Origin of the sequence: Pseudomonas sp. RIT-PI-r (genome assembly GCF_001297015.1) — a bacterium.
GTDB lineage: Bacteria > Pseudomonadota > Gammaproteobacteria > Pseudomonadales > Pseudomonadaceae > Aquipseudomonas.
The window spans coordinates 990,089-1,012,885 of the sequence record NZ_LIGE01000025.1 but is presented as its reverse complement, the minus strand read 5'-3'; the positions used below and the strand labels follow the sequence as shown (position 1 = coordinate 1,012,885).

Below are 22,797 nucleotides of genomic sequence, written 5' to 3'. Positions count from 1 at the left end.
CATCGCTATCGCGAGCAGGCTCACTCCTACAGGGTGACGGTGTTCGCAAATCAATAAACCCCAGGCACCAAACGCCAACTCCTCGCGCAATAAGCGTCGTACTCAACCCCAAACTGCGCACGCAGCAGCGCCTCTTCGGAACGAATCCGGGCAATCAGCGGAATCAAGGTCAGCGCCGCCAGCAACAGCCCGACCACCGAACGAAGCGCCAGCGCCCAGCCCACAGCATTGATCACCAATCCCAGATAACTCGGGTTACGCAGGTGCTGATAAATGCCATCGGTGACCAACCGGTGCCCCGGCTGAATCGCCACCAAGCCACTGAAACGCCGCCCCAGCACAAACACCGGCCACAATCGCAGCGCGCCGCCGACGATAAACAGCAAAGCGCCGAGCCAGCGCACGCCTTCACCACCGAAGGTCCAGACATTCACCCGGTCGCAGTAGGCCGGCAAGAATCCGCTGACCAGACCAATCACGCCAAAGGCCGGAATCACCCAGCGATTGGCGCGGTCTTCACGCTCGCCAGCACTAAGGTTGACCTCGCTGAACAGTGAAGCGATCACCATGGCCATCGTCGCCAGTGCCACGATCACCAGCGAACCGTGGGAAAAGAACATCGCCACACCGCCAATGCCCCACACCGCCAGACCCAGCCAGGCGAGGGTGGCGAGGACTGCGACGACGGTCATTTGCGCAGACATTTTCATGGTCAACTCACGGCAGGGGGCTGATTCGTTCAGTGTAGAACGCTGACCAAACCCTGTAGGAGTGAGCCTGCTCGCGATAGCGTTGAATCAGTCAACGAAGATATCGACTGGCGCGACGCCATCGCGAGCAGGCTCACTCCTACAGGGTGTGTGTCAGTCGTCAGTGAGGACTTTGCGGAACGTCTCCACCAACGGCCGCAAATTGACCCGGTGCCACGCCGCCCACAATGGCGTGGTCAATGTCAGCCACGGCACCTCACGCAACACCACTCCCGGCGGTGCGTTATGGCTCAAACCTTTCTGGATCATCGCAATCCCCAACCCCGACGCCACCAGCCCCAGCGCGGTAAACGGCTCGGTCGCCTGCATGCGCACATCCGGATTGAAGCCCGCGCGGATGCACGCGCTGACAAACTCATCGTTGGCATCCTGACGCGGCTGCACGCCGATCCATTCCTGCTCGGCCAGATCCTCGGGGCTCAGCACGTTCTGCTGGGCTAACCGATGATGCTCCGGCAAGGCCAGCAGCATCGGATCATCGAGCACTTGAAAACCCAGCAGATCCGGGTCGTCATCGGTCGGCGGCTCACTCACCAAGGCGATATCGAGACTACGCTGTCGCAAGCCTTCCAGTTGCTCGGCGGAACTGAGGTTGTACAACGCGACGTGCACATTCGGCCGATCGGCGCGCAGCACGCGCAAGGCATTGGGCAAAACTCCGGCGTGCATGGCGTTCTCGATATAGCCGATGCACAGGCCGCCTTCTTCACCGCGACCGAGGCGTTTGCCGAGGGATTCCAGGCGATTGGCGTGGGTCAGCAGGGCGCGGGTTTCAGCAAGGAAGGTCTGGCCGTCGCGGGTCAGGCGAATGCGTTGCTGGCTGCGCTCGAACAGGGTCAGCCCCAGGCGCTCCTCGAGCTGGGCGATCTGTCGGCTCAGCGGCGACTGGGAAATATGCAGCCGTTCGGCGGCGCGGCCGACGTGTTCTTCCTCGGCGACTACAACGAAGTAGCGCAATTGGCGGATGTCGATCATGTCAGACCTATAGGGACTCAAGTGCTGCAGATTATGTCTTGGACGGTCTCGGTGCCGCAATCTAGGATCTGCTCAACGGTCACGCAGACCCAGAACCTATCGAGGAAAAACCCATGAGCTTGAAAGACAAATTGCCCGGCCAACTGGGCTTCGGCACCGCCCCGTTGGGCAACATGTTCCGCGCCATTCCGGAAGCGGAAGCGCAAGCCACCGTGCATGCGGCCTGGGATGCCGGCGTGCGTTACTTCGACACTGCGCCGTTTTACGGATCCGGCCTGTCGGAGATCCGCCTCGGCGAAGCACTGAAGCAATACAAGCGCGACGACTACGTGCTCAGCAGCAAAGTCGGTCGGGTCATTCTCGATGAAATCGAGGATGCCGCCGCCCGCGATCTCGGCGAAAAAAGTGGTGTATTCGAACACGGTCGCCCGAACAAGATCGTCAACGACTACAGCGCCGACGCGACCCTGCGCTCCATTGAAGACAGCCTCAAGCGCCTGCAAACCGATCGCCTCGACATCGTCTGGGTGCACGACATCGCTCAGGACTTCTACGGCGATCAATGGCTGGAATACTTCAACCAGGCGCGTACCGGCGCGTTCAAAGTGCTGACCCGCTTGCGCGAAGAAGGCGTGATCAAGGGCTGGGGCCTGGGTGTGAACAAAGTCGAGCCGTGTGAACTGACCCTCGATCTCACTGAAGCGCAACCGGATGGTTTCCTGTTGGCCGGTCGCTACACGCTGCTCGATCACGAACGCCCGCTGCAACGCCTGATGGATGCGGCGCTGGCCCAGAACGTTGAAATCGTCGTCGGTGGCCCTTATAGCTCAGGCATCCTCGCCGGTGGCGCGCACTTCGAATACCAGAAGGCCAGCCCTGAGATCATCGCCAGGGTGGAACAGATCAAGCGCATCGCCGCGGCCTATAACGTCGATGTAAAAGCCGCTGCACTACAATTTTCGCTGGCCAACCCAGCGGTCGCGGCGGTGATTCCCGGTGCAAGCAAACCGGGGCGGATTGCTGAAGATGTCGCGGCGTTGTCGGCGGTCATTCCTGCCGGTTTCTGGCAGGCATTGCGTGAAGCGAAACTGGTTTCTGAACGGGCGCCGTTGCCGGATCAAAAGATCGCAGCCTTCGGCAGCTCCTACATGGGGGGTGTGCAATGAAGATTGACTTGGGTGGCAAACTGGCGATTGTCAGTGGCAGTACGGCGGGCATTGGTCTGGGCATCAGCCAGTCGTTGGCCGAAGCCGGGGCTACGGTGGTCGTCATTGGCCGCGACACCGGCAAGGTCGAACAGGCGCTGGCGAGCATTCGCGAGAAAGTCCCTGGCGCGCAACTGCGTGGTCTGGCTGCCGATCTGGGCACTGCAGAGGGCGCGCAGAAACTGTTCGCCGCCGAACCGCGCGCGGACATTCTGGTGAACAACCTTGGCATCTTCGACGCTGTCGATTTCTTCGAAGCGCCGGACAGCGAGTGGACGCGTTTCTATGAAGTCAACGTGATTTCCGGCGTGCGCCTGGCGCGGCATTACGTGCCGGCGATGGTCGAGCAGGGTTGGGGCCGGGTGATTTTCCTGTCCTCGGAATCCGGTGTGGCAACGCCTGCCGACATGATCAATTACGGCGTGACCAAAAGCGCCAATCTGGCGGTATCCCACGGTTTGGCCAAACGTCTGGCTGGCACCGGTGTAACGGTCAATGCGATCCTGCCGGGGCCAACCTTCACCGATGGCCTGCAAGACATGCTCAAGGATGCCGCTGCCGAGTCCGGGCGCAACCTGCGCGATGAAGCCGACGCCTTTGTACTCAAGGCCCGCCCGACCTCGATCATCCAGCGTGTCGCGGACGTTGAAGAAGTTGCGCACCTGGTCACCTACATCGCTTCGCCGCTGTCCTCAGCCACCACCGGCGCAGCCTTGCGCGTCGATGGCGGTGTGGTCGACAGTCTGACTATCTGAATTCTGGAGAGACGTTTATTTATGCCAACAGCATCCGCAACCATCGATATTCCGGCCTCGGCCGATCAGGTCTGGCAATTGATCGGCGGCTTCAACACGCTGCCCGATTGGCTGCCCTTTATTCCCAACAGTGAACTGAGCGACGGCGGCCGCGTGCGCACGCTGCAAACCGCTGACGGCGGCGTGGTGGTCGAGCGTCTGCAAGCGTTCGATAACGCGGCGAAGACTTACAGCTATTCGATTGAACAGGCACCGTTCCCGGCGACGGATTATCTGGCGACGATCAAGGTTGAAGCCCAAGGGCAGGGCGCACGGGTGACGTGGTCGGGGCGTTTCAATGCCAAAGGCGTGAGCGATGAGGAAGTGGTGGCGCTGTTCAGCGGCATCTATCAGGGTGGCCTCGAGGCACTGCGCGCCAATTACCCAACCTGAGCTGATGATCGTTCCCACGCTCTGCGTGGGAATGCAGCCCGGGACGCTCTGCGTCCCATTCTCAAGCTGGAACGCGGAGCGTCCCTTGAGGCATTCCCACGCAGAGCGTGGGAACGATCATGTCGGGAGTCAGGAATTCTCGATCAAGCTCTGCCGGCAATCGAGCAGCAGTTTCGCCCCGCCCAGATCGCTGCTGCCGACTTCCAGACTGAAGCCGTGCAAGCTGACAATCGCGGCGACAATCGACAATCCGAGACCAAAGCCACCTTGCGGCTGCCCACCCTCGGCGCGATAAAACCGCTGGAACACCGCCTCACGCTCAGCCTCGGGAATCCCTGGCCCGGAGTCGTGCACTTCAATCCGCGTCTGCCCACCCGCGTTTACACCACGCAACATCACCGTGCCGCCCGGCGGGGTGAACTTGATCGAGTTGCTCAACAAATTCGCCAACGCTTCGAACAACAGCGCCCGATCACCGTTCAGCGCTGGCAACGTCTCCGGCATGTTCAAGTCGAAACGCAGTTCGCCTTCCTCGGCCAGCGGCAGGTAAAACTCGTGCAGCTCTTCCAGCAATTGCACCGGATCGAGTTCGACAAAACCTGAGCGGCGCTGCCGGTCCTCCAGCTCGGAAATCCGCAGCAACCCGCGAAACCGCGCCATCAGCGTGTCAGCTTCGGCCAGCACCAGATCCAGTTGCGCCGCTTCCTGCGAGCCTTCGCCGGCCTGTTGCTGCATGCGGTAAAGCTGCGCGCGCAGGCGGGTCAGTGGCGTGCGCAAGTCATGGGCGATGTTGTCGCAGACACCTTTGACTTCATTCATCAAGCGCTCGATGCGTTCGAGCATGGCGTTGACAATGGCGGCGAGCATGTCCAGTTCATCGCGGCGATTGGACAGCGGCAAGCGGTGCGTCAGATCGCCGGCAACAATCGCCTGCGCGCTGGCCTGAATCGCGCGAATCCGCCGCAACGGCCGGCGTCGCAGCAAATGCCAACCGGCAATCCCCGGCAGAATCGTCAGCGATACGCCCCAGAACAACGCGTGCAAAATGATCCGCGTCACCGCGAACAGCGAGCCGTTGTCGCGCAACAACACCAGCCAGCGACCGTCGCGGGTTTGTGTGGCGACGGCGTCGCAGCTGTCATTGGGCAGGGTCGGGTCGTCGGAGTTGGCGCAATCGGCGAGCATGTGGATCTTGCCGTCCAGCGGCAGCCCCTCGGGGATCTGCTGCAACGCGCCGCCGAGGTAAACGCCGTCGGCATCGAACAAGCCATAGGCGTCGATGCCGCGAATGTCGAAAGTCATGCTGGCGGCGAGGGCGTCTTCCAGCTGTGCGCCGCGAAAGTGCGAAAACAGGTGCTGACGTTGCATCAGCGAGTGTTTGGCGAGGTTGTCGAGGTAGCCGGAGACCTCGTAATACATGACCCCCATGAGGATCGCGCTCCACGCCACGAACAGCGAACTGTACAGCGCCAGCAAGCGGCTGCTGGAAGAGCGCCAACCGTCAGACGGGTTCGGCAATGACATAACCCGAGCCCCGTACCGTGCGGATCAGCGGAACATTGCCCGCCGCGTCGATTTTCTTGCGCAGGCGACCAATGTGCACGTCGATCAGGTTGGTGCCGGGGTCGAAGTGATAGCCCCAGACTTCTTCGAAAATCATCATCCGCGAGAGAATCTGGCCGCTGTTGCGCATCAGGAATTCGAGCAGTTTGTATTCGGTCGGCAGCAGCGTCAGGACTTGCTCGGCACGCCGCGCCTCATGGCTGATCAAGTCGAGTTCAAGGTCGGCCACCTGCAACGTTGTCGCTTGAGTGGCGCCGCTGTTTTGTCGACGCAGCAAGACTTCAACCCGTGCGGCCATTTCATCGGTGGCGAACGGTTTGGTCAGGTAATCATCGCCGCCGGCCCGCAAACCACGTACACGCTCGTCGACATCGGAAAGGGCGCTGATCATCAGAATCGGGGTGGCCACGCCCATGGTGCGCAGGGTGGTGACGATGGCCAGGCCATCGAGTTCGGGCAACATGCGATCAAGGGTGATCAGGTCGTAGTTGCCGCTGACAGCGCGGTCGAGGCCTTCGCGGCCATTGTCGACCCAGTCGACGTCGAGCCCGTGGCTGCTCAGTTCGGCGACGATTTCCCGGGCGGTCACGGCGTCGTCTTCGATGGTCAAGATACGAGTCATAGGCAGGCCTGTTGATCGGTTCAAACGGAATGGCTGCATTTTGCCAAGAAAATCCGTTGACGCTTTAAATTAACTTTCATGTTCACCTGTCACAAACGCAAATTTCGAGCGTGATGGGTATTCGAGGCCAATGCATAAAACCCGCTGTTATCCGGCAGTTGTTGCAATTTGCAAGGTTTTCGGAAGTTCATTCTTTATAACTAGCTGAAATTAAACGACTTATTTAATTCTCGCGACTGGCACGGTCACTGCAATTCCTCTGATGACGAGTTGTAACACCATTTTTCATGCCTGGAGCAGAACAACAATGAATAGATCCCCTGATGGGTTTTATCCCGCCGTTGAAGAGTCGAGCAGCGTTTCGGGCGTGTCCTGGGGCGCGATTTTCGCCGGTGCTGCGGCTGCCGCAGCCCTGTCGATGATTTTGGTCCTGCTCGGTTTCGGTTTGGGTTTCTCTGCCGTTTCACCGTGGGCCGGAGAGGGCGTCAGCGCCAAGGGCCTGGGCATTTCAACGATTGTCTGGTTGGCGGCGACGCAGATCATCGCTTCCGGTATGGGCGGCTACATCGCCGGTCGCCTGCGGGTGAAGTGGGCGAACATGCACGGTGACGAGGTGTATTTCCGCGACACCGCGCACGGCTTCCTCGCCTGGTGTGTGGCGACGCTGGTCACCGCAGTGCTGGTGGTCGGCTCGGTCAGCAGCGTCATCAGTGGTGGTGTGCAGGCCGGTGCCAGTGTGGCTGGCGGTGCAGCCGGTGCCATGACCCAAGCGGCCGGTACTGCTGCGGCGAACACCGACAGCAACCAGTACGGTTACTACATCGACAGCCTGTTTCGCGACGACCGTCCGGCCTCCGTCAGCGATGACGCTGCGCATGGCGCCGTGGCCCGGATCTTCGCCCAGAGCCTGGCCAACGGTCAGCTCAGCGCCGAAGACCGTACCTACCTCGCGCAGTTGGTTGCCCAACGCACCAACCTGACTCAGGCCGACGCCGAACGTCGTGTCGATGAAATCTACGCGCGTACTCAGAAAGCCCTGGCCGACGCCAAGCTGAAAGCTCAGCAAGCCGCCGACACCGCTGCGAAAGTCGCTGCCTGGACCTCGCTGTGGATGTTCATCTCGTTGTTGGCCGGCGCGTTCTTCGCCAGTTTCGCGGCCACTTTCGGCGGTCGTCGTCGCGATGCGGTCGAGTACGTTGAAGTCGACACCTACACCACGACCACTCCAGTCCGTTAAACAAGGAGCATCACCATGCGCTCACTACTGCTGTTTTTCCTCGGCGTACCGATCCCGATCATTATCCTGATCGCCCTGTTCGTGCACTGATTGCTCCATTGAGGCCCATGCCTCGGCCGCTTCCACCTTAGGGTGGAAGCGGCTTTTTGCTTTCTGACGGGCAACAAGGCGAGAATCCGCGTCGGCAACGGGTCGGCCGTTGCGCGCATGTTTAAGGATGAATACGTTGGACAGGCAAGCAATCAAACGACGAGTCGTCGAAATGCTCGAGGGCGGGCATTCCAGGAGCGAAACCTTCAAGGCGCTGTCGGGCGGCAAGGTCAAGGATCGAGTGCTGGCGGGCTGGATCGGCGGGCGTCGCGATCCCGTCCTCAGAAAACGCCACGCCGTTAAAGTCAACATCCTGGTCGCGCTGATGGGCATCTGGGGACTGCTCGGGGGGATAGCCGGGCTTGTGCAAATCAATGACGGCGGCATCGTTATGGCGGTGGCCATGGTGTTGATTGTCGGCGTAATTCCGCTGTTGTTCGCATGGGGTTTTTATCAGGGCATCGCGGTCGTTTACACAATCTACATCACCTTCACGATCAGTCAGATTCCGCGAGAATTGGCAGGCTTCAGTGAAGAACCCGTGTCGACTCTGCTCGGCGTGGCTTTCATTCTGGCCATGGTGTTCTACGCCGCCTGGGTCAAATCGCTGCTGTTCCCGGACCTCGCTATGATCGGCCCGAAGAAGATCAAAGGGCAGTTCGTCTTCGCCAATTGATCGCTGGACAATCCAACCGCTTTCACTGGCCTGGATCAATATTTCGTCCGGCGATATCGCCTACCGTAAATGATCCAAGCCTTTGCCGCGGTATCGACTACATTGCCTGTACGCGCACCAGGTTGCGCTGACGGAGTACCGCAGTCAGACCCTCAAAATGCATTAGAACAACGGGTCGGCACGGTGTAGTGCAGCAAGGAGCTGGCGCAAAACTCCACTGAAATTTTCACGGAAGATCATTCAATGCACTGCCAAGAAAGAACCTTCGATATCCAGCCCTTGGCGCAGGCGGATATGACTGTCCACATCAACGGTCAAGCGGTCAGCGCTGCTATCGGCGAAACCGTCCTGAGCGTCATTCAATCCCTCGGCGTACGCCAGATTGCCCGCAACGATCATGACCAGATCAGCGGCGCCTATTGCGGTATGGGCGTGTGCCAATGCTGCCTGGTGAAAATCAACGGCCGGCACAAGCGCCGCGCCTGTCAGACCGTGGTACGCGACGGCATGCGCATCGAAACCCAGGTCAACCGCATCGTTGCGCAGGAGGTCGTATGAACCTGCAACCGGTGATTGTCGGCGGTGGCCCGGCGGGAATGGCAGCCGCCATCGAGCTGGCACGCCACGGTGTGCGCAGCACCTTGCTTGAAGAGGCTTCGCGCCTCGGCGGGGTGGTCTATCGCGGGCCGCTGCGTGACGGTGTGCAACTGGATTACCTCGGTCCGCGTTACTCCGAAGCGCTGGGCAAACTGCACGGTGAATTTCAGGAACAGTCGGGGCTGATCGACGTGCGCCTCAACCATCGGGTGGTCGGCGCCGAAGGTACTCGCGCCCTGGTAGTGCTGGACGGTGACGAGCAACTGCGCGAGATCGAATATCCGCAATTGCTGCTAGCCGCCGGTTGCCACGAACGCAGTGTGCCGTTCCCCGGCTGGACGCTGCCGGGCGTCATCATGCTTGGCGGTCTGCAACTGCAAATCAAAAGCGGCGTGGTCAAGCCGCAAGGGCCGGTGATCATCGCCGGCACCGGGCCGTTGTTGCCGTTGGTGGCGACGCAGTTGCATGCCTCGGGCGTCAGCGTCGCGGGCGTGTATGAGGCGTGTGCGTTCGGCAAGATCGCCCGCGAAAGCCTCGCACTGTTGAACAAGCCGCAATTGTTCCTCGATGGCTTGAGCATGCTCGCTTATCTGAAACTGCACGGCATCCCGATGAACTACGGCTGGGGCGTGGTCGAAGCCCATGGCGAAGGTGAACTGAAAAGCGTCAGCGTCGCGCCGTACTCGGCCACGTGGGCGCCGGACTTGTCGCGGGTCGAACGCTTCGAAGCGAAGACCCTGGCGGTCGGTTACGGCTTCATTCCACGCACGCAAATCAGTCAGCAAATGGGCCTTGATCACGGTTTCAGTGATGACGGTTACCTGCGCGCCCATTCGAATGTCTGGCAGCAAAGCAACGAGCCGCACGTGCATTTGGCCGGTGACATGGGTGGGATTCGCGGCGGTGAAGCGGCGATGCTTGCCGGCAAGATCGCGGCGACTTCGATCCTGCTGCAACGCGGTGTCCTCGAAGAAGAACTGGCCCGCGTGCGCCGCGACCGTTATCTGGGCAAACTCAGAGCCATCGTGCGTTTTCGCGCCGCCGTTGATCGCTATACCGAGCGCGGTGTCGGCCAGACCGCTTTGCCCGCCGCCGACACGGTGATCTGCCGTTGCGAACACGCCACCCGTGCCGACATCGATCTGGCGCTGGAGCAGGGCGTGCAAGACATCGCCAGCCTGAAAATGCGCACCCGCGTAAGCATGGGCGATTGCCAGGGGCGCATGTGCGTCGGCTATTGCAGCGACCGGTTACGCCAGGCCACCGGGCGCAAGGATGTCGGTTGGCTGCGCCCGCGTTTCCCGATTGATCCGATTCCTTTTTCCGCGTTCCAGTCCGTCAGCACGGAGGCCGCTGCCCATGAGTAAGTTCTATGACGTGATCATCGCCGGTGGCGGCGTGATCGGGGCGTCCTGCGCCTATCAATTGTCCAAGCGCAAAAACCTCAAGGTCGCGCTGATCGATGCCAAGCGCCCCGGCAACGCGACGCGTGCTTCGGCCGGTGGTTTGTGGGCGATCGGTGAATCGGTCGGCCTCGGCTGCGGGGTGATTTTTTTCCGCATGATGTCAGCCAACCGCAAACGCGAAACCCAGGGCGCGGCGGTGGCGGTGGACGCGAGTACGCCGCACATTCTGCCGGAGTCATTCTTTGATTTTGCCCTGCAGTCCAACGCCCTGTACCCGGCGTTGCACCGCGAACTCAAAGACAACCACGGGATGGATTTCAAGTTCGAAAAGACCGGGCTGAAATTCGTCATTTATGACGATGAAGACCGGCTCTACGCCGAGCACATCGTCGGCTGCATTCCGCACCTGGCCGACCAGGTGCGCTGGCTCGATCAGGCGGCGTTGCGCGAGTCTGAACCGAGCGTCAGCCATGAAGCACGCGGGGCGCTGGAGTTTCTCTGTGATCACCAGGTCAGCCCGTTTCGCCTCGCCGACGCCTACATGGAAGGCGCGCGGCAGAACGGCGTCGACATTTTCGTCAATACCAACGTCACCGGCGTGTTGCACCATGGCAGCCGCGTCACTGGAGTGCAGACGGCCGAGGAGGGCGTGTTCCACTGCAAGACGCTGATCAACGCGGCGGGCGCGTGGGCGGCGGATCTGAGCGAGTGGGCCAGCGGCATTCGCATTCCGGTCAAACCGGTCAAGGGCCAGATTCTGTTGACCGAGCGTATGCCGAAAATCCTCAACGGCTGCCTGACCACCAGCGACTGTTACGTGGCGCAGAAGGACAACGGCGAAATCCTGATCGGCAGCACCACCGAAGACAAAGGCTTCGACGTCACCACCACCTACCCGGAAATCGCCGGGCTGGTGCAGGGCGCGGTGCGTTGCCTGCCGGAACTCAAGGATGTGAATCTGAAACGCACCTGGGCGGGGTTGCGTCCGGGTTCGCCGGATGAATTGCCGATACTCGGGCCGATGCGCGGGGTGGAAGGGTATTTGAATGCCTGCGGCCACTTCCGTACCGGGATTCTGACCTCGGCGATTACTGGCGTGTTGCTGGATAAGATGGTCAACGATGAGCCGCTGCCGCTGGATATCACGCCGTTTTTGGCGGATCGGTTTGAGGTCACGCCAGTCAAGCAAGCGCCCGAACTCGAACTGGTCTGAAACAATCCCTGTAGGAGTGAGCCTGCTCGCGATAGCAATCTGTCAGTAACGAATAAGTTGACTGAAACACCGTCATCGCGAGCAGGCTCACTCCTACATTTGGATTCTGGCAAGGTTCAGGATTTGCGTGATTCTTCTTCCAGTTGATCGGATTCGAACAACCGCGCCAGTTCCGCCCGGGCTTCCTGGGCGGTTTGCAGGACTTTCGCCGCATCGTCGTAAATCGCGTGTTGCGCCTCCAGCACCTGTTCGTCGTGGTGTTTGAAACGCTTGATCCGCGCATCGGCCTGGGCCTGGGTCAAACCGAGGCCAACCAATGTGCGTCGGCTCATTTCCAGACTTGAGTAATACGTTTCCCGAATCGCTTCAGCGCCCACATCGACCAACCGATGCACATGCTGACGGTTACGGGCCCGAGCGATGATCTTCATGTGCGGATAAAGCTTGCGCACCACCTCGGCCGTTTTGATATTGGTCTCCGGATCATCTGTGGCAATCACGAAATATTCCGCCTCGCCGACCTTGGCCGCGTTGAGGATTTCCGGGCGCATCGGGTCGCCGTAGAACACCGGCACACCGCCGAAACTGCGCGACAGTTCGATGGTTTCCACCGAGGTGTCCAGCGCGACGAACTTGATGTTCTGCGCCCGCAGGATACGCGCGACGATCTGGCCCATCCGGCCCATGCCGGCAATCACCACGCGTGGGGCTTCGGTGTCGATCTCACGGTATTTTTCCGGCACTTCCACCGGCTGCACTTTCGGGCTGACCAGTCGCGCGCAGATCAGCAGCAACAACGGCGTCAGCGCCATCGACAGGGTGATGGTCAGCACCAGCAAGTCGTACAGACGCGGCTCGAACAGGCCTTGATCGCGACCGATCTTGAACACCACAAAAGCAAACTCACCGCCGGCCGCCAACACGATGCCAAGGCGAATTGCACTGACCTTGTTCAAGCCACCGGCCAGGCGTCCGACGACAAACAACAGCGGCAATTTCAGCCCGATCAGCAGCAGTGTCAGCCCCAACACGGTGATCGGCGCACTCAGCAGCAGACTGAGATTCGCACCCATGCCCACGCTGATGAAAAACAGCCCGAGCAGCAGGCCCTTGAACGGCTCGATCTGCGCTTCCAGTTCATGGCGATATTCCGAATCCGCCAACAGCAAACCGGCAAGAAACGCCCCCAACGCCATCGACACGCCGACCAGATCCATCAGCCACGCCGTGCCGATCACCACCAGCAACGCGGTGGCCGTGGAGACTTCCGGCAGACCGGTTTTCGCCACCACGCGGAACACCGGACGCAACAGATAACGTCCACCAACCACCACCACGGCGATGCCGCCGAGCACTTGCAAGGCGTGATTCAGATCTTCGGTGGTGCTGGTGGTGTGATTGCCACCCGCGAGCATCGGCACCAAAGCAATCAACGGGATCGCGGCGATGTCCTGGAACAGCAGAATCGCAAATGCCAGACGTCCATGGGGGCTGGTCAGCTCTTTTCGTTCGGCGAGGCTTTGCAGACCGAACGCCGTGGACGACAAGGCGAGTCCGAGGCCGAGCACAATCGCGCTGTTCAACGGTTGGCCGAACACCGACAACGCCAGCACGCCGATTACCGAAGCGGTCAGCAGCACCTGCGCCAGGCCGACGCCGAATACCGATTTGCGCATCACCCACAAGCGTCGCGGCGACAGTTCCAGACCGATGATGAACAGCAGCAACACCACGCCGAGTTCGGAAATGTGCGCAACGCTCTGTGGATTGCCGATCAGGCCCAACACCGACGGGCCGATGATCACCCCGGCAAACAGGTAACCGAGCACCGCGCCCAGTTGCAGACGTTTGGCCAAAGGCACGGTGAGCACGGCCGCGAACAGAAACACGACGGCGGCTTGCAACAGATTGCCTTCATGGGGCATGGGGGAACTCCTGACAACGGTACGGCGGGGGGGGACAAGGATAAGGGCTACAGCGACTTTTCATCCACCGAAGATCCCCTGTAGGAGCTGTCGAGTGCAACGAGGCTGCGATCTTTTGATCTTGCTTTTGCCTTCGAAGAAGCAAGATCAGAAGATCGCAGCCTGCGGCAGCTCCTACAGGGGATTTTCGTTGTTTCTGTGATAATTGGCATCAATTGGTTACATTTATAACCCCTGCGTATCAATCTCTGCGAGTCCCGCCATGGCCATCAACTTCGACCTCAACGACTTGCAAGCCTTCCGCGCCGTGGTCGAGCAGGGCAGTTTTCGCAAGGCTGCCGACACCGTGCGCCTGTCGCAACCGGCGCTGAGCCGGCGCATCGAAAAACTCGAAGACGCCCTCGGCGTGAAGCTGTTCGAGCGCACCACACGCAAGGTCAGCCTGACCCAGGCCGGACGCGGTTTCATGCCGAGTGTCGAGCGCTTGCTGGATGATCTCGATATCGCCCTGCTGGGGATCAGCGAGGTGGCATCGACGCGGCTGGGCCACGTCACCGTCGCCTGCGTGCCTTCGGCGGCGTACTACTTCATGCCGCGGGTGGTCGCCCGCTATCACCAGCAATTCCCGCGGATCAAGGTCAAAGTCCTCGATTCCAGCGCCCACGATGTCTTGAGCGCGGTGGTCAATGGTGAGGCGGATTTCGGTCTGAGTTTCTTGGGTACGCAGGATGCCAAAGTCGATTTCGAAGCGCTTGTGCAGGAGTGCTATGTCGTCGCCTGTCGCCGCGATCACCCGTTGGCCGGGCGCAACAGCGTGACGTGGGACGAGTTCTATCAGCAGGATTACATCTCGCTGGACAAAACCTCAGGCAACCGCTTTTTGCTCGATCAGGCCTTGAGCACCGTGGTGCCGCAGCGTCAAAGCATCTGCGAAACCAAGCATGTGACGACGATGATTGGTCTGGTCGAGGCGGGATTGGGAGTGGCGGCGGTGCCGTTAATGGCGATGCCGGGGCCGGATCATCCGATCCTGACACGTATTCCGCTGACCGATCCGCAAGTGATGCGCAGTGTCGGCATCATCAAGCGCCGGGGCCGTACGTTGACCCCGGCGGCACTGGAACTGGAGCGGCTGGTGGTGGAAATGAAAGTCCAGCCGCCAACGATCAACGTTTGACCGAATCCAGCCCGGTGGCCTGCACGTCAGGTTGCGCAGCCGGTGCGGCGAGGTAGGCGAGCAGGGCTTTCGCCTCTTCTGGATGTTGCGCGCCGACCGGAATGCCGGCAGCAAAACGCGTCACCGACTGCACCGATTCCGGAATCTTCGCGACGAAGCTCACGCCCGGCACCGGTAGCAGTTCGCTGACCTGCTGGAAGCCCAGTTGATAGTCCCCGGTGGCACCCACCGAGCCCACCGGGACTTTCGCAATCATCTTGGCCTTCGGTTTCAGTTGATCTTCGATGCCCAGTTTCTTGAACACCTGCTGCTCGATGTACACGCCGCTGGCGCTGTCGGAGTAGGCCACCGACGGCGCGTCGAGTAAGGTTTTCTTTAGATTGTCGACGCTGCTGATGTCCGGTTTCGGCGCACCTTCGCGCACCACCAGGCCGATCCGCGAATCCGCCAGTTCCACACGAGAAGCCGGGTCGACCTTGCCTTGCTTGATCAAATCATCGAGGGCGTAGCCGACCATGATTACCACGTCGGCGTGTTCACCGCGTGCGAGGCGATTGGGGATCGCTTCCGGTGCCTTGCCCATCGACGGACCGAGTTGGGTGTCGAGGGTGTTGCCGGTGGCGGCAGCGAATTTCGGCCCGAGGATTTTGTAGGCGGCGGTGAAGCCACCCGACGTCATCACGTTCAGCTGTTCAGCATGTGCCAGGGTGCTGAAAGCGCAGAGGGCGATGGCGGCGAAGTTAAAGAGTTTTTTCATGGTCATGGTTCCTTATGCTGCGACCGGTTGCAGACGGCCGCCTGCGCGGCGATAGAGGTACAGCGTGGCGCACAATGCGCAGACCGCACCGATGCTCATCCAGTAACCCGGCGCGGCTTTGTCGCCGGTGTACTGAATCAGGAAGGTCGACATTGCCGGGGTGAAACCGCCGAAAATCGCCGTCGCCAGGCTGTACGCGAGGGAGAAACCGGCCACGCGCACTTCCACCGGCATGATCTCGGTCAGCGCCGGAATCATCGCGCCGTTGTACAGGCCGTAGATGAACGACAGCCACAGCAGCGACAGCAACATGTGGCTGAAGCTCGGGGCCTGCACCAGGTACGACAGCGCCGGATAGGTGGTGGCCAGTGCCAGCAGCGACATCGCGATCAGCACCGGACGACGGCCGATGCGATCGGACAACATGCCGCCAATCGGCAACCAGAAGAAGTTCGACACACCCACCAGCAAGGTCACCAGCAGCGCATCGGACGTGCTCAGGTGCAGCACGGTTTTACCGAAGGTCGGCGCATACACGGTGATCAGGTAAAACGCGGTGGTGGTCAGGGCGACCATCAGCATGCCGCCAAGCACCACGGCCCAGTTCTGACCGAGGGTGCGGAACACTTCGCCCATGCTCGGACGGTGTTTGCGCGCGGCGAATTCTTCGGTTTCCGCCAGATTGCGACGCAGAAAAAAGATGAACGGCACGATCATGCAGCCGACGAAAAACGGAATCCGCCAGCCCCAATCGGCAATCACGTCCGGCGCCATCCACGCGTTCAATGCGTAGCCCAGCGCAGCGGCAACGATGATCGCCACTTGCTGACTGGCTGACTGCCAAGCGGTGAAGAAGCCTTTACGGCCCGGGGTGGCGATCTCGGACAGATACACCGAAACCCCGCCCAATTCGGCACCAGCGGAGAAGCCTTGCAGCAGGCGCCCGATCAGCACCAACGCCGGCGCAAACAGGCCGATGCTTTCGTATCCGGGCACCAGCACAATCAATATCGTACCGCTGGCCATGATTGACAGCGTAACGATCAAGCCCTTGCGGCGGCCGACATCATCGATGTACGCGCCGAGCACGATGGCTCCCAGTGGACGCATCAAAAAGCCTGCACCGAACACCGCAAAGGTCATCATCAGGGAAGCGAACTCACTGCTCGCCGGAAAGAACACCGCCGCGATCTGCGTGGCGTAAAAACCAAACAGAAAGAAGTCGAACTGTTCGAGGAAGTTACCCGAGGTGACCCGGAAAATGGCACCGGCCCGCGAGCCGCCGTGTGGGATTGAGGCTGTCATAACAAAGGACTCCACCGCTTTTATGACGTGCGCCACGGAGAGGCAGCGCACGGTTCTTATTGAGGCGGATGGTGGCCCAGCTGTAACAGGATGTTAATTGCATTATTGGCATGCATTGATGTGCAAAGCGGATCAATGTGCTCGACGCATGCTTTTTGTAGGAGCCGAGCTTGCTCGCGAAAGCGGCGGATCAGGCAATGACGAGGTTGAATGTATCGGCCCTATCGCTGGCAAGCCAGCTCCCACAGGTTTTCGGGGTGCCCGCAACTTTCGCTAACACCCTGGCCCCTCGTGGGAGCTGGCTTGCCAGCGATGGCGGCCCGGCTGACGACTACAATCCCCGAGCCCTCCCAGGCAAAAAACAAGGAATGATTCCCGAGCCGCGCAGTCCGAGTTCAGGTATCACACATCAATGGAGGTTCACCGATGAACAGCAAAACCCTAATCGCCAGCCTGGCCCTCGTCGCCGGCATTTCCGGGATCAGCCCACTTGTTCAAGCGGCGCAAACCTCAAGCGAGCCCACCGTTCAATCCCCGGTCAGCGACCGCGAACTCAAGGTCAACGACCGCGCCCCAGACATTTATCAACGCAGCGAAAAAGCCATCGACTGGAAAACCAAAGGCCTGAAAAAACCGGTTGATCAGGCGCAGTGGGTGCAGATCAATGACCAGTACGTCATGGTGATGATCACCAACGGGACCATTGTCGAGATGCAACCGGTTCCGCGTTGAGTCTCCAGCGCTAACTGGCCATGGACGGATGATTGCAATCGAGCGCCGTTCGGGTAAAACCCTTGGGGCGTTTCGAGTGACTGCAAGTCAGGAGCAATCGGTTGGACAAGAAACCGCTTTATCGCAAAGTAAACACGCGCACTTGGGGGGTTCGACGTAATGAATCGGTCGCGCATTATCGCGATCAGCGCAATACCAAGACCGAAAGTCGCCGCGAAGCATCGCGAGGTTCAATGCATCCAGGCAAACGATACGGGCTGGATTACACGCCGCTGTTCCGGTTCTTGTTATCCCGGGTGGGTGGCCATTGGGATCGGATTTTCAGTGAAGCGGTGTCTCGCCTAGATCGTCCCGATCCACTGTTCTGGATGGTTGCCATTCGGGAAGATGAGCGCAAGGACATCGTCCGATTGGGCGAGTCGAGCTACTTCAGTGGCCTGTACGTCGATGAAAAGAACCATCTGCAAATCGTCAATCCCGACTTGAAGGCCGAGAACATGACGCCGGGTTGCCAGTGCTGCACTCACACCTTCAACGGCGTTCCATTTGGCCAGCCTGCGAATTGAACGGGCCATTTCAACCGCTGTGACTCAACACTTGCCCACCGCCCAACCGATCTTGAACCCGAACATGCCGTAGATCGCATCCGACCAGTACAGCCGATCCGTATCGACCTCCCAGTCCCAGGTGCCGATGCGGGCAAAATACTGGCTGCGCTTAAACCGCTCGGCGTCGGCGTCCTGATGAATATTGCGACCTTCAGCGGCGCGGCTCAACAAGTCGCGGTATTCGGCGAGTTGCCGACGCAAACCGCGTTCGCGCCAAACCAGCAGGGCAATCACGGCCAGCATGATCGTGCCGGCGGCAAGGCCGATCCAGAGCTGAATCATTTCGGCGCTGCCTGCATGGCGAATCGATCCGTGGAATAGTGGCGGTTGGCTATGTTAATGCTTCATCACTCGACTCGGATACAGCGTTGATCTGCGCGTGCGGGTTGCCAATGACCGGCAATTCTGGGAAAACGGCGGCCTGCTGAACAATAGAGTGATTGTTATGAATGATGAACTGCAGGTAATCGATCTTCAGGTGGGCGAGGGCAAAGCGGCGGTCAAAGGCGCGCTGATCACCACCCAATACACCGGCTGGCTGGAAGACGGCAGCGAGTTCGATTCTTCCTACAGCCGTGGCAAACCTTTTCAGTGCGTGATTGGCACTGGCCGGGTCATCAAAGGTTGGGATCAAGGGCTGATGGGCATGCAGGTGGGCGGCAAACGCAAACTGCTGGTGCCGGCGCATCTGGGCTATGGCGAGCGGACGATGGGCAAGATTCCGCCGAATTCGAATCTGCTGTTCGAGATTGAGTTGCTGGAGGTTTTGACGCGGGAGGATTGATCACCAGGATATCGTTCGGGAGCCGGATAAATGGATGTAGATCAGATTATTTACAAGGCCGTCGCGTGGCTGAGTCTGGAGCATGAAGGGCGGCGAGGTCCGATTCACAACATAGAAATCCTGTTGATGGGGCTCGGCTGTATTTTCGCAATGTTCGTATCGAAAAGTGCCCTGGCAAAACGCAAAGCTTTCACGGCCAGCACTGCACAGACCTTGAAAGTGGCAACCCTGAAGGCGACGTCCTTTACCGAGAAAAGTGGACGGCAGGTCAAAATTTCAGGCGTATTGCTTGAGGAAAGTGACGCCTACATCGTCAAAGTGACGCATGAGGATGAGGAGGGTGAAATCGAATCGTCCAGTGATTCACTCTCTACGCTGGAAGACGTCGAAGCTTATCTCAGGGCCCATACGCCGTTCATCCTGGCGGATTTTCGGCGGTGAATGCGCAACTGCTTTCGCGAGCAGGCTCGCTCCCACATTGGCATGGCGGTGTACTCAAATGCTGTGAGCCACCGCGAAGCTGTGGGAGCGAGCCTGCTCGCGAAGAACGATTACGCGGTCGATCAGGCTGCGTGCGCCATCTCGGCCAGTTCATCGAGTTGGGCGAGGGGGGTGACGGCGCAGGCGACAACCTGTGCATCTGTTTTGTTGGTCATGGTCATTGCCTCTGGTCGGGTTCGAGTTTGTCGAGGGCGCGGTTGACCGCGAGCTCGCCGAGCATGACCACTTGCTGGATGCCTAGCAGGGTGTTGCGGTAGGGCGTTTCGAGCAGGCCGGCGAAGTCGCTGAGCATGATGCTGGCCGAGGCCATGGATTCGCAGGCGTGGGCCAGCAGGGATTCGGTGTCCATGTCCGGGGCGACGAGGAACATGGTGCTGGGCGTTCGCTGGGGTGGGGCGGGAGGTTTGAGGTAGTGGTCGAGGGCACGTTCGGCGGCCTCGTTGAGTTTTGTCGGGTCGAGCGTGGAGTAGGGGGATACTGGATCTGATTCGGTTGTGGGATCCGCTTCTGGCGGATTTGGCGTTACTTTTAACATTTCGGAGGTTTCCAAAGTGATGCTGACACCACCTCGCGACTAAACCAGAAGGTGGCAGCTATGCACAGGTTAGTCGACCGGAAACCCACCCAAACCGGCGCACCCGAAGGCGCCCTGCGCACAGCTACCATTGAGTGAGGTACCGAAATACCTACTGTCTGGAATGTTATGCAGTTTGAATAGATTACCGAGCGACTAAACCCGATCACTGAACATTCAGTGACGCGAACCAAGCTACCGGCAGCCCTCAAACCGCACAAGCCGGCGGATTCTGGCGTAGTTGTAGGCAAAGGCGCAAGGCGCTGTAGCCCGCACGATGATGCCGAAATGATGCTGCGTTTTTCCGGCCGCCAGCGCCGACCCCATAACTTTTCGACACCACAAAAACCTGTGGGAGCGGGCTTGCCCGCGAAGTGGCCGGCACATCCAGCAACTCTGCAGTCAGGTACGCCGCCTTCGCGGGCAAGCCCGCTCCCACAGGGGGGGGGAGTTGTTCACAAAACCGCTTCCAACCCTGAACACCTGACCGGTCTTGCCATTGTCGAAGCCATCGATGATCATTCTCGCCATATAGGGGTAGGAGGTATAGGTATGTCGCACATTCACCAACACAAAGACGAACTGCTCAACCGCGTAAGGCGGATAGCCGGGCAGGTGCAGGCGGTCGAGAAAGCGCTGGAGGGTGATGCCGATTGCGCCAAGACGCTGCACCTGGTCGCGGCAATTCGCGGTGCGGTCAATGGGCTGATGGAGCAATTCATCGAGGCCCACGCCCGCGAACACGTTGCCCTTGCGGGCCTGCGCGACGACGAACGCGCACAGGGCGTTGAAGAATTGCTGCAAGCCATCCGCCGTTACTCCAAATAGAGCGCAGACATCATGACTCTGACTCCGAAAGCTGAACACTTCAGTCACGACCACCAGTTTCTCGGCGCTTCTCACGATGAAAATGGCCGCCGCACCTTGTGGGTCGTCGTGCTGACATTCGTGATGATGATTGCCGAGATCGCCGCCGGTTACGTCACCGGTTCGATGGCGCTGTTGGCCGACGGATTCCACATGGCCACCCACGCTGGCGCGTTGGGCATTGCCGCGGCGGCGTATGGCTTCGCCCGGCGCAACGCCCACAACCGCCGCTACAGTTTCGGCACCGGCAAGGTCGGCGATCTGGCCGGTTTTGCCTCGGCGATGATTTTGGGGCTGGTCTCGTTGGGCATTGCCGGTGAGTCCGTTTTGCGTTTGTTCCAGCCCACCACGGTGGCGTTTGGCGAGGCTACGGTGATCGCGATTGTGGGCCTGGCGGTGAACCTGATCAGTGCCTTCCTGCTGATGGGACCTCACGGTCATGACCACGGCCATGCGCATGCTCATGGCCACGATCATCATCACCATCACGACAACAACCTGCGTTCGGCCTACGTCCATGTACTGGCCGATGCCTTGACCTCGGTGCTGGCGATTGCCGCGTTGCTGGCCGGGCGTTATCTGGGTTGGGTGTGGCTGGACCCGGTGATGGGGATTGTCGGTGCCATCGTCATTGCCAAGTGGGCGTACAACCTGATGCGCGACAGTGCTGCGGTGTTGCTCGACGCCACCGATGAGCCGGTGGCTGCAGAGATTCGCCAGCTGCTGGAATCCTCCAACGACGTGCGCATCAGCGACCTGCACGTCTGGCAAGTCGGCCCGCAGGCGCGGGCGGCGATCGTCAGTGTGGTCGCGGCAGCGGATGTCACGGCGCAAGCGATTCGCGAGCGGTTGGCGCCAGTGCATGAGCTGGCGCATCTGACCATCGAGCTGCGTAACGCTTAAGCCGTGGCTGCGCTGAACATCGGGATGCGCCCGTTGAGAGACGGGCGGTACTGCCAGTGCAGCCGGTTCGGGTCGACGCCGTGAGCGAGGAGTTCGCTGACCGTCGCACTGGCGATACTCATCGCCAGCAACTGCCCCGGGCAGTGATGCCGGCCACTGCCAAAACTGAAACTGCGCTGATTCGTGCGCTCCAGCAAAAACGCGTCGGGCTGTTGATTGAGCGCCGGATCGCGATTGGCCGAGGCCAGCAGCACCAGAATCACATCTCCAGCCTCGACCCGAACGCCATCAATCTCACAAGCCTGAGCCACAAACCGTCGGGTGTTTTGCACTGGCGGGTCGAAACGCTGCACTTCGGCCAACAACGCCTGCGTCGGTGCGTCGCGCAACTCAGGTTGCCGCCGCAGCGCCAGCAGCGCGTTGCCGATCAATCCCGCAGTGGCTTCATGAGTCTGTGAACAAAGCCCGATCAGATTGGCAATCAACGTTTCTTCAGCGCCGTCAAATCGCTGCTTGATCTCCGTCAGCAACGCGCTATCCGCTTGCGCCAGCAACTCGATGAAATAATCGCGCAACCGCTCCGCCGCCGAATGTGCGGCCATCAGCTGCAGGTCATTGCTCAATGGCGACAGGCAGGTGACGAAGTCGGCGGTCAGCTCACTGACGGCTCGACCCTGTGCCGGGGTGAAGCCGAGTAGCGCCGCAACCACGCACACCGGGCCGCGAAACATGGCTTTATACAGGCCGTCGGTGTTTACAGTGATCAGTCGCGCGGCTACCAATGCTCGTACTTGGGCCTCATCAATCAACTCAAGCGCAGGCTCGATCGCCGAACGCGGGCAGCGCTGACGCTCGCCATCATTCATCCGCATCAATTGCCCGAACACCTCGCCCGCCATGCCCGAAGCAATCGCCGTGGGCACCGGTTCCTGCGCCGGACGCACCCGGCAATCGGTATGCGCCAGCACCGCACACACCGCCCGGGCACTGCTGGCGACCCACAGTCTCAGTTCGTGATGAAACGTGAATCCGCCCTGAGCACGCAGTCCGGCGTAATAAGGATAGGGGTCGGCATGAGTCGCAGCGCTGATCGGGTCCATGGTTCGCAGCCTTGTCGTCGAGA

Annotated in this window: 24 protein-coding genes and 1 pseudogene; 15 read left to right on the top strand and 10 right to left on the bottom strand. The window is 60.2% G+C overall.

Annotated features, from left to right (window positions below; translation table 11 throughout):
* Positions 1-50: 50 nt before the first annotated feature.
* Together AK821_RS16230 and AK821_RS16225 are read right to left on the bottom strand one after the other, a co-directional pair.
* Positions 51-710: a methyltransferase family protein gene (locus tag AK821_RS16230; RefSeq protein ID WP_064390611.1), complete on the bottom strand. Its 660-nt coding sequence runs from the start codon at positions 708-710 to the stop codon at positions 51-53.
* Positions 711-863: 153 nt separating this feature from the next.
* Positions 864-1,745, bottom strand: a complete 882-nt coding sequence (locus tag AK821_RS16225; RefSeq protein ID WP_064390610.1) for a LysR substrate-binding domain-containing protein — start codon at positions 1,743-1,745, stop codon at positions 864-866.
* A gap of 113 nt (positions 1,746-1,858) precedes the next feature.
* Here AK821_RS16225 and AK821_RS16220 point away from each other — a divergent pair, with 113 nt between their 5' ends.
* The 3 genes from AK821_RS16220 to AK821_RS16210 are packed head-to-tail and all read left to right on the top strand — an operon-like array spanning position 1,859 to position 4,137.
* Positions 1,859-2,911, top strand: a complete 1,053-nt coding sequence (locus AK821_RS16220) for an aldo/keto reductase (RefSeq protein ID WP_064390609.1) — start codon at positions 1,859-1,861, stop codon at positions 2,909-2,911.
* Entirely contained in the window at positions 2,908-3,705 is a 798-nt protein-coding gene (locus tag AK821_RS16215; RefSeq protein WP_064390608.1) for an SDR family NAD(P)-dependent oxidoreductase, read from the top strand. Before AK821_RS16220 ends, AK821_RS16215 begins: the two co-directional genes overlap by 4 nt.
* A gap of 21 nt (positions 3,706-3,726) precedes the next feature.
* Positions 3,727-4,137: an SRPBCC family protein gene (locus AK821_RS16210; RefSeq protein WP_064390607.1), complete on the top strand. Its 411-nt coding sequence runs from the start codon at positions 3,727-3,729 to the stop codon at positions 4,135-4,137.
* Positions 4,138-4,266: 129 nt separating this feature from the next.
* On the opposite strand, the gene AK821_RS16205 is transcribed toward AK821_RS16210, so the two are convergent.
* Together AK821_RS16205 and AK821_RS16200 are read right to left on the bottom strand one after the other, a co-directional pair.
* A complete protein-coding gene (locus tag AK821_RS16205) occupies positions 4,267-5,661 on the bottom strand; it encodes a sensor histidine kinase (protein WP_064390606.1) in 1,395 nt (464 codons plus the stop codon).
* On the bottom strand, positions 5,639-6,322 hold the full coding sequence (locus AK821_RS16200) for a response regulator transcription factor (protein WP_064120914.1): 684 nt from the start codon (positions 6,320-6,322) through the stop codon (positions 5,639-5,641). The genes AK821_RS16205 and AK821_RS16200 overlap by 23 nt, the downstream gene beginning before the upstream one ends.
* A gap of 307 nt (positions 6,323-6,629) precedes the next feature.
* Between AK821_RS16200 and AK821_RS16195 the strand changes: the two genes are divergently transcribed.
* The 5 genes from AK821_RS16195 to hcnC all read left to right on the top strand — a co-directional run bounded on the left by AK821_RS16195 (position 6,630) and on the right by hcnC (position 11,541).
* Positions 6,630-7,559 (top strand): hypothetical protein, encoded by a 930-nt coding sequence (locus tag AK821_RS16195; protein ID WP_064390605.1) that lies wholly within the window; start codon positions 6,630-6,632, stop codon positions 7,557-7,559.
* Positions 7,560-7,785: 226 nt separating this feature from the next.
* Positions 7,786-8,325 carry a hypothetical protein gene (locus tag AK821_RS16190; RefSeq protein WP_064390604.1) on the top strand — a complete coding sequence of 180 codons (540 nt, stop codon included), beginning with the start codon at positions 7,786-7,788 and terminating at the stop codon, positions 8,323-8,325.
* Between the two features lie 243 nt (positions 8,326-8,568).
* The gene (locus tag AK821_RS16185; protein WP_064390603.1) at positions 8,569-8,883 is read left to right on the top strand and encodes a (2Fe-2S)-binding protein; all 315 of its coding nucleotides are present in this window, start codon (positions 8,569-8,571) and stop codon (positions 8,881-8,883) included.
* Positions 8,880-10,289, top strand: coding sequence for a cyanide-forming glycine dehydrogenase subunit HcnB (hcnB, locus tag AK821_RS16180; protein WP_064390602.1), 1,410 nt, complete (start codon positions 8,880-8,882; stop codon positions 10,287-10,289). Before AK821_RS16185 ends, hcnB begins: the two co-directional genes overlap by 4 nt.
* On the top strand, positions 10,282-11,541 hold the full coding sequence (gene hcnC / locus AK821_RS16175; protein WP_064390601.1) for a cyanide-forming glycine dehydrogenase subunit HcnC: 1,260 nt from the start codon (positions 10,282-10,284) through the stop codon (positions 11,539-11,541). Before hcnB ends, hcnC begins: the two co-directional genes overlap by 8 nt.
* Positions 11,542-11,657: 116 nt before the next feature.
* Here hcnC and AK821_RS16170 read toward each other — a convergent pair whose 3' ends face one another.
* Entirely contained in the window at positions 11,658-13,466 is a 1,809-nt protein-coding gene (locus tag AK821_RS16170; protein ID WP_064390600.1) for a monovalent cation:proton antiporter-2 (CPA2) family protein, read from the bottom strand.
* Between the two features lie 262 nt (positions 13,467-13,728).
* Here AK821_RS16170 and AK821_RS16165 point away from each other — a divergent pair, with 262 nt between their 5' ends.
* The gene (locus AK821_RS16165; protein ID WP_064390599.1) at positions 13,729-14,643 is read left to right on the top strand and encodes a LysR family transcriptional regulator; all 915 of its coding nucleotides are present in this window, start codon (positions 13,729-13,731) and stop codon (positions 14,641-14,643) included.
* Here AK821_RS16165 and AK821_RS16160 read toward each other — a convergent pair.
* Positions 14,633-15,400, bottom strand: coding sequence for a substrate-binding domain-containing protein (locus AK821_RS16160; protein ID WP_064390598.1), 768 nt, complete (start codon positions 15,398-15,400; stop codon positions 14,633-14,635). The genes AK821_RS16165 and AK821_RS16160 overlap by 11 nt on opposite strands.
* A 12-nt stretch (positions 15,401-15,412) precedes the next feature.
* Entirely contained in the window at positions 15,413-16,705 is a 1,293-nt protein-coding gene (locus tag AK821_RS16155; RefSeq protein ID WP_064390597.1) for an MFS transporter, read from the bottom strand.
* A gap of 426 nt (positions 16,706-17,131) precedes the next feature.
* Here AK821_RS16155 and AK821_RS16150 point away from each other — a divergent pair, with 426 nt between their 5' ends.
* On the top strand, positions 17,132-17,437 hold the full coding sequence (locus tag AK821_RS16150; protein WP_064390596.1) for an RcnB family protein: 306 nt from the start codon (positions 17,132-17,134) through the stop codon (positions 17,435-17,437).
* A gap of 101 nt (positions 17,438-17,538) precedes the next feature.
* Entirely contained in the window at positions 17,539-18,003 is a 465-nt protein-coding gene (locus AK821_RS16145; RefSeq protein WP_064390595.1) for a hypothetical protein, read from the top strand.
* Between the two features lie 45 nt (positions 18,004-18,048).
* Here the strand turns inward: AK821_RS16145 and AK821_RS16140 are convergent.
* A pseudogene (locus AK821_RS16140) lies at positions 18,049-18,327 on the bottom strand (sensor domain-containing diguanylate cyclase); the annotation flags it as partial.
* Between the two features lie 163 nt (positions 18,328-18,490).
* Here AK821_RS16140 and AK821_RS16135 point away from each other — a divergent pair.
* Positions 18,491-18,829 (top strand): FKBP-type peptidyl-prolyl cis-trans isomerase, encoded by a 339-nt coding sequence (locus AK821_RS16135; protein WP_064390593.1) that lies wholly within the window; start codon positions 18,491-18,493, stop codon positions 18,827-18,829.
* A 30-nt stretch (positions 18,830-18,859) separates the two neighbouring features.
* On the top strand, positions 18,860-19,270 hold the full coding sequence (locus AK821_RS16130; RefSeq protein ID WP_064390592.1) for a hypothetical protein: 411 nt from the start codon (positions 18,860-18,862) through the stop codon (positions 19,268-19,270).
* A gap of 217 nt (positions 19,271-19,487) precedes the next feature.
* On the opposite strand, the gene AK821_RS16125 is transcribed toward AK821_RS16130, so the two are convergent.
* Positions 19,488-19,865 carry a DUF6124 family protein gene (locus AK821_RS16125; protein WP_064390591.1) on the bottom strand — a complete coding sequence of 126 codons (378 nt, stop codon included), beginning with the start codon at positions 19,863-19,865 and terminating at the stop codon, positions 19,488-19,490.
* 591 nt (positions 19,866-20,456) lie between these two features.
* Here AK821_RS16125 and AK821_RS16120 point away from each other — a divergent pair.
* Together AK821_RS16120 and dmeF are read left to right on the top strand one after the other, a co-directional pair.
* Positions 20,457-20,732: a metal/formaldehyde-sensitive transcriptional repressor gene (locus tag AK821_RS16120; RefSeq protein WP_064390590.1), complete on the top strand. Its 276-nt coding sequence runs from the start codon at positions 20,457-20,459 to the stop codon at positions 20,730-20,732.
* 12 nt (positions 20,733-20,744) lie between these two features.
* Positions 20,745-21,674, top strand: coding sequence for a CDF family Co(II)/Ni(II) efflux transporter DmeF (gene dmeF, locus AK821_RS16115; RefSeq protein ID WP_064390589.1), 930 nt, complete (start codon positions 20,745-20,747; stop codon positions 21,672-21,674).
* Here the strand turns inward: dmeF and AK821_RS16110 are convergent.
* Complete coding sequence (locus tag AK821_RS16110; protein ID WP_064390588.1) at positions 21,671-22,774, bottom strand: cytochrome P450; 1,104 nt, start codon at positions 22,772-22,774, stop codon at positions 21,671-21,673. The genes dmeF and AK821_RS16110 overlap by 4 nt on opposite strands.
* Between the last annotated feature and the right edge of the window lie 23 nt (positions 22,775-22,797).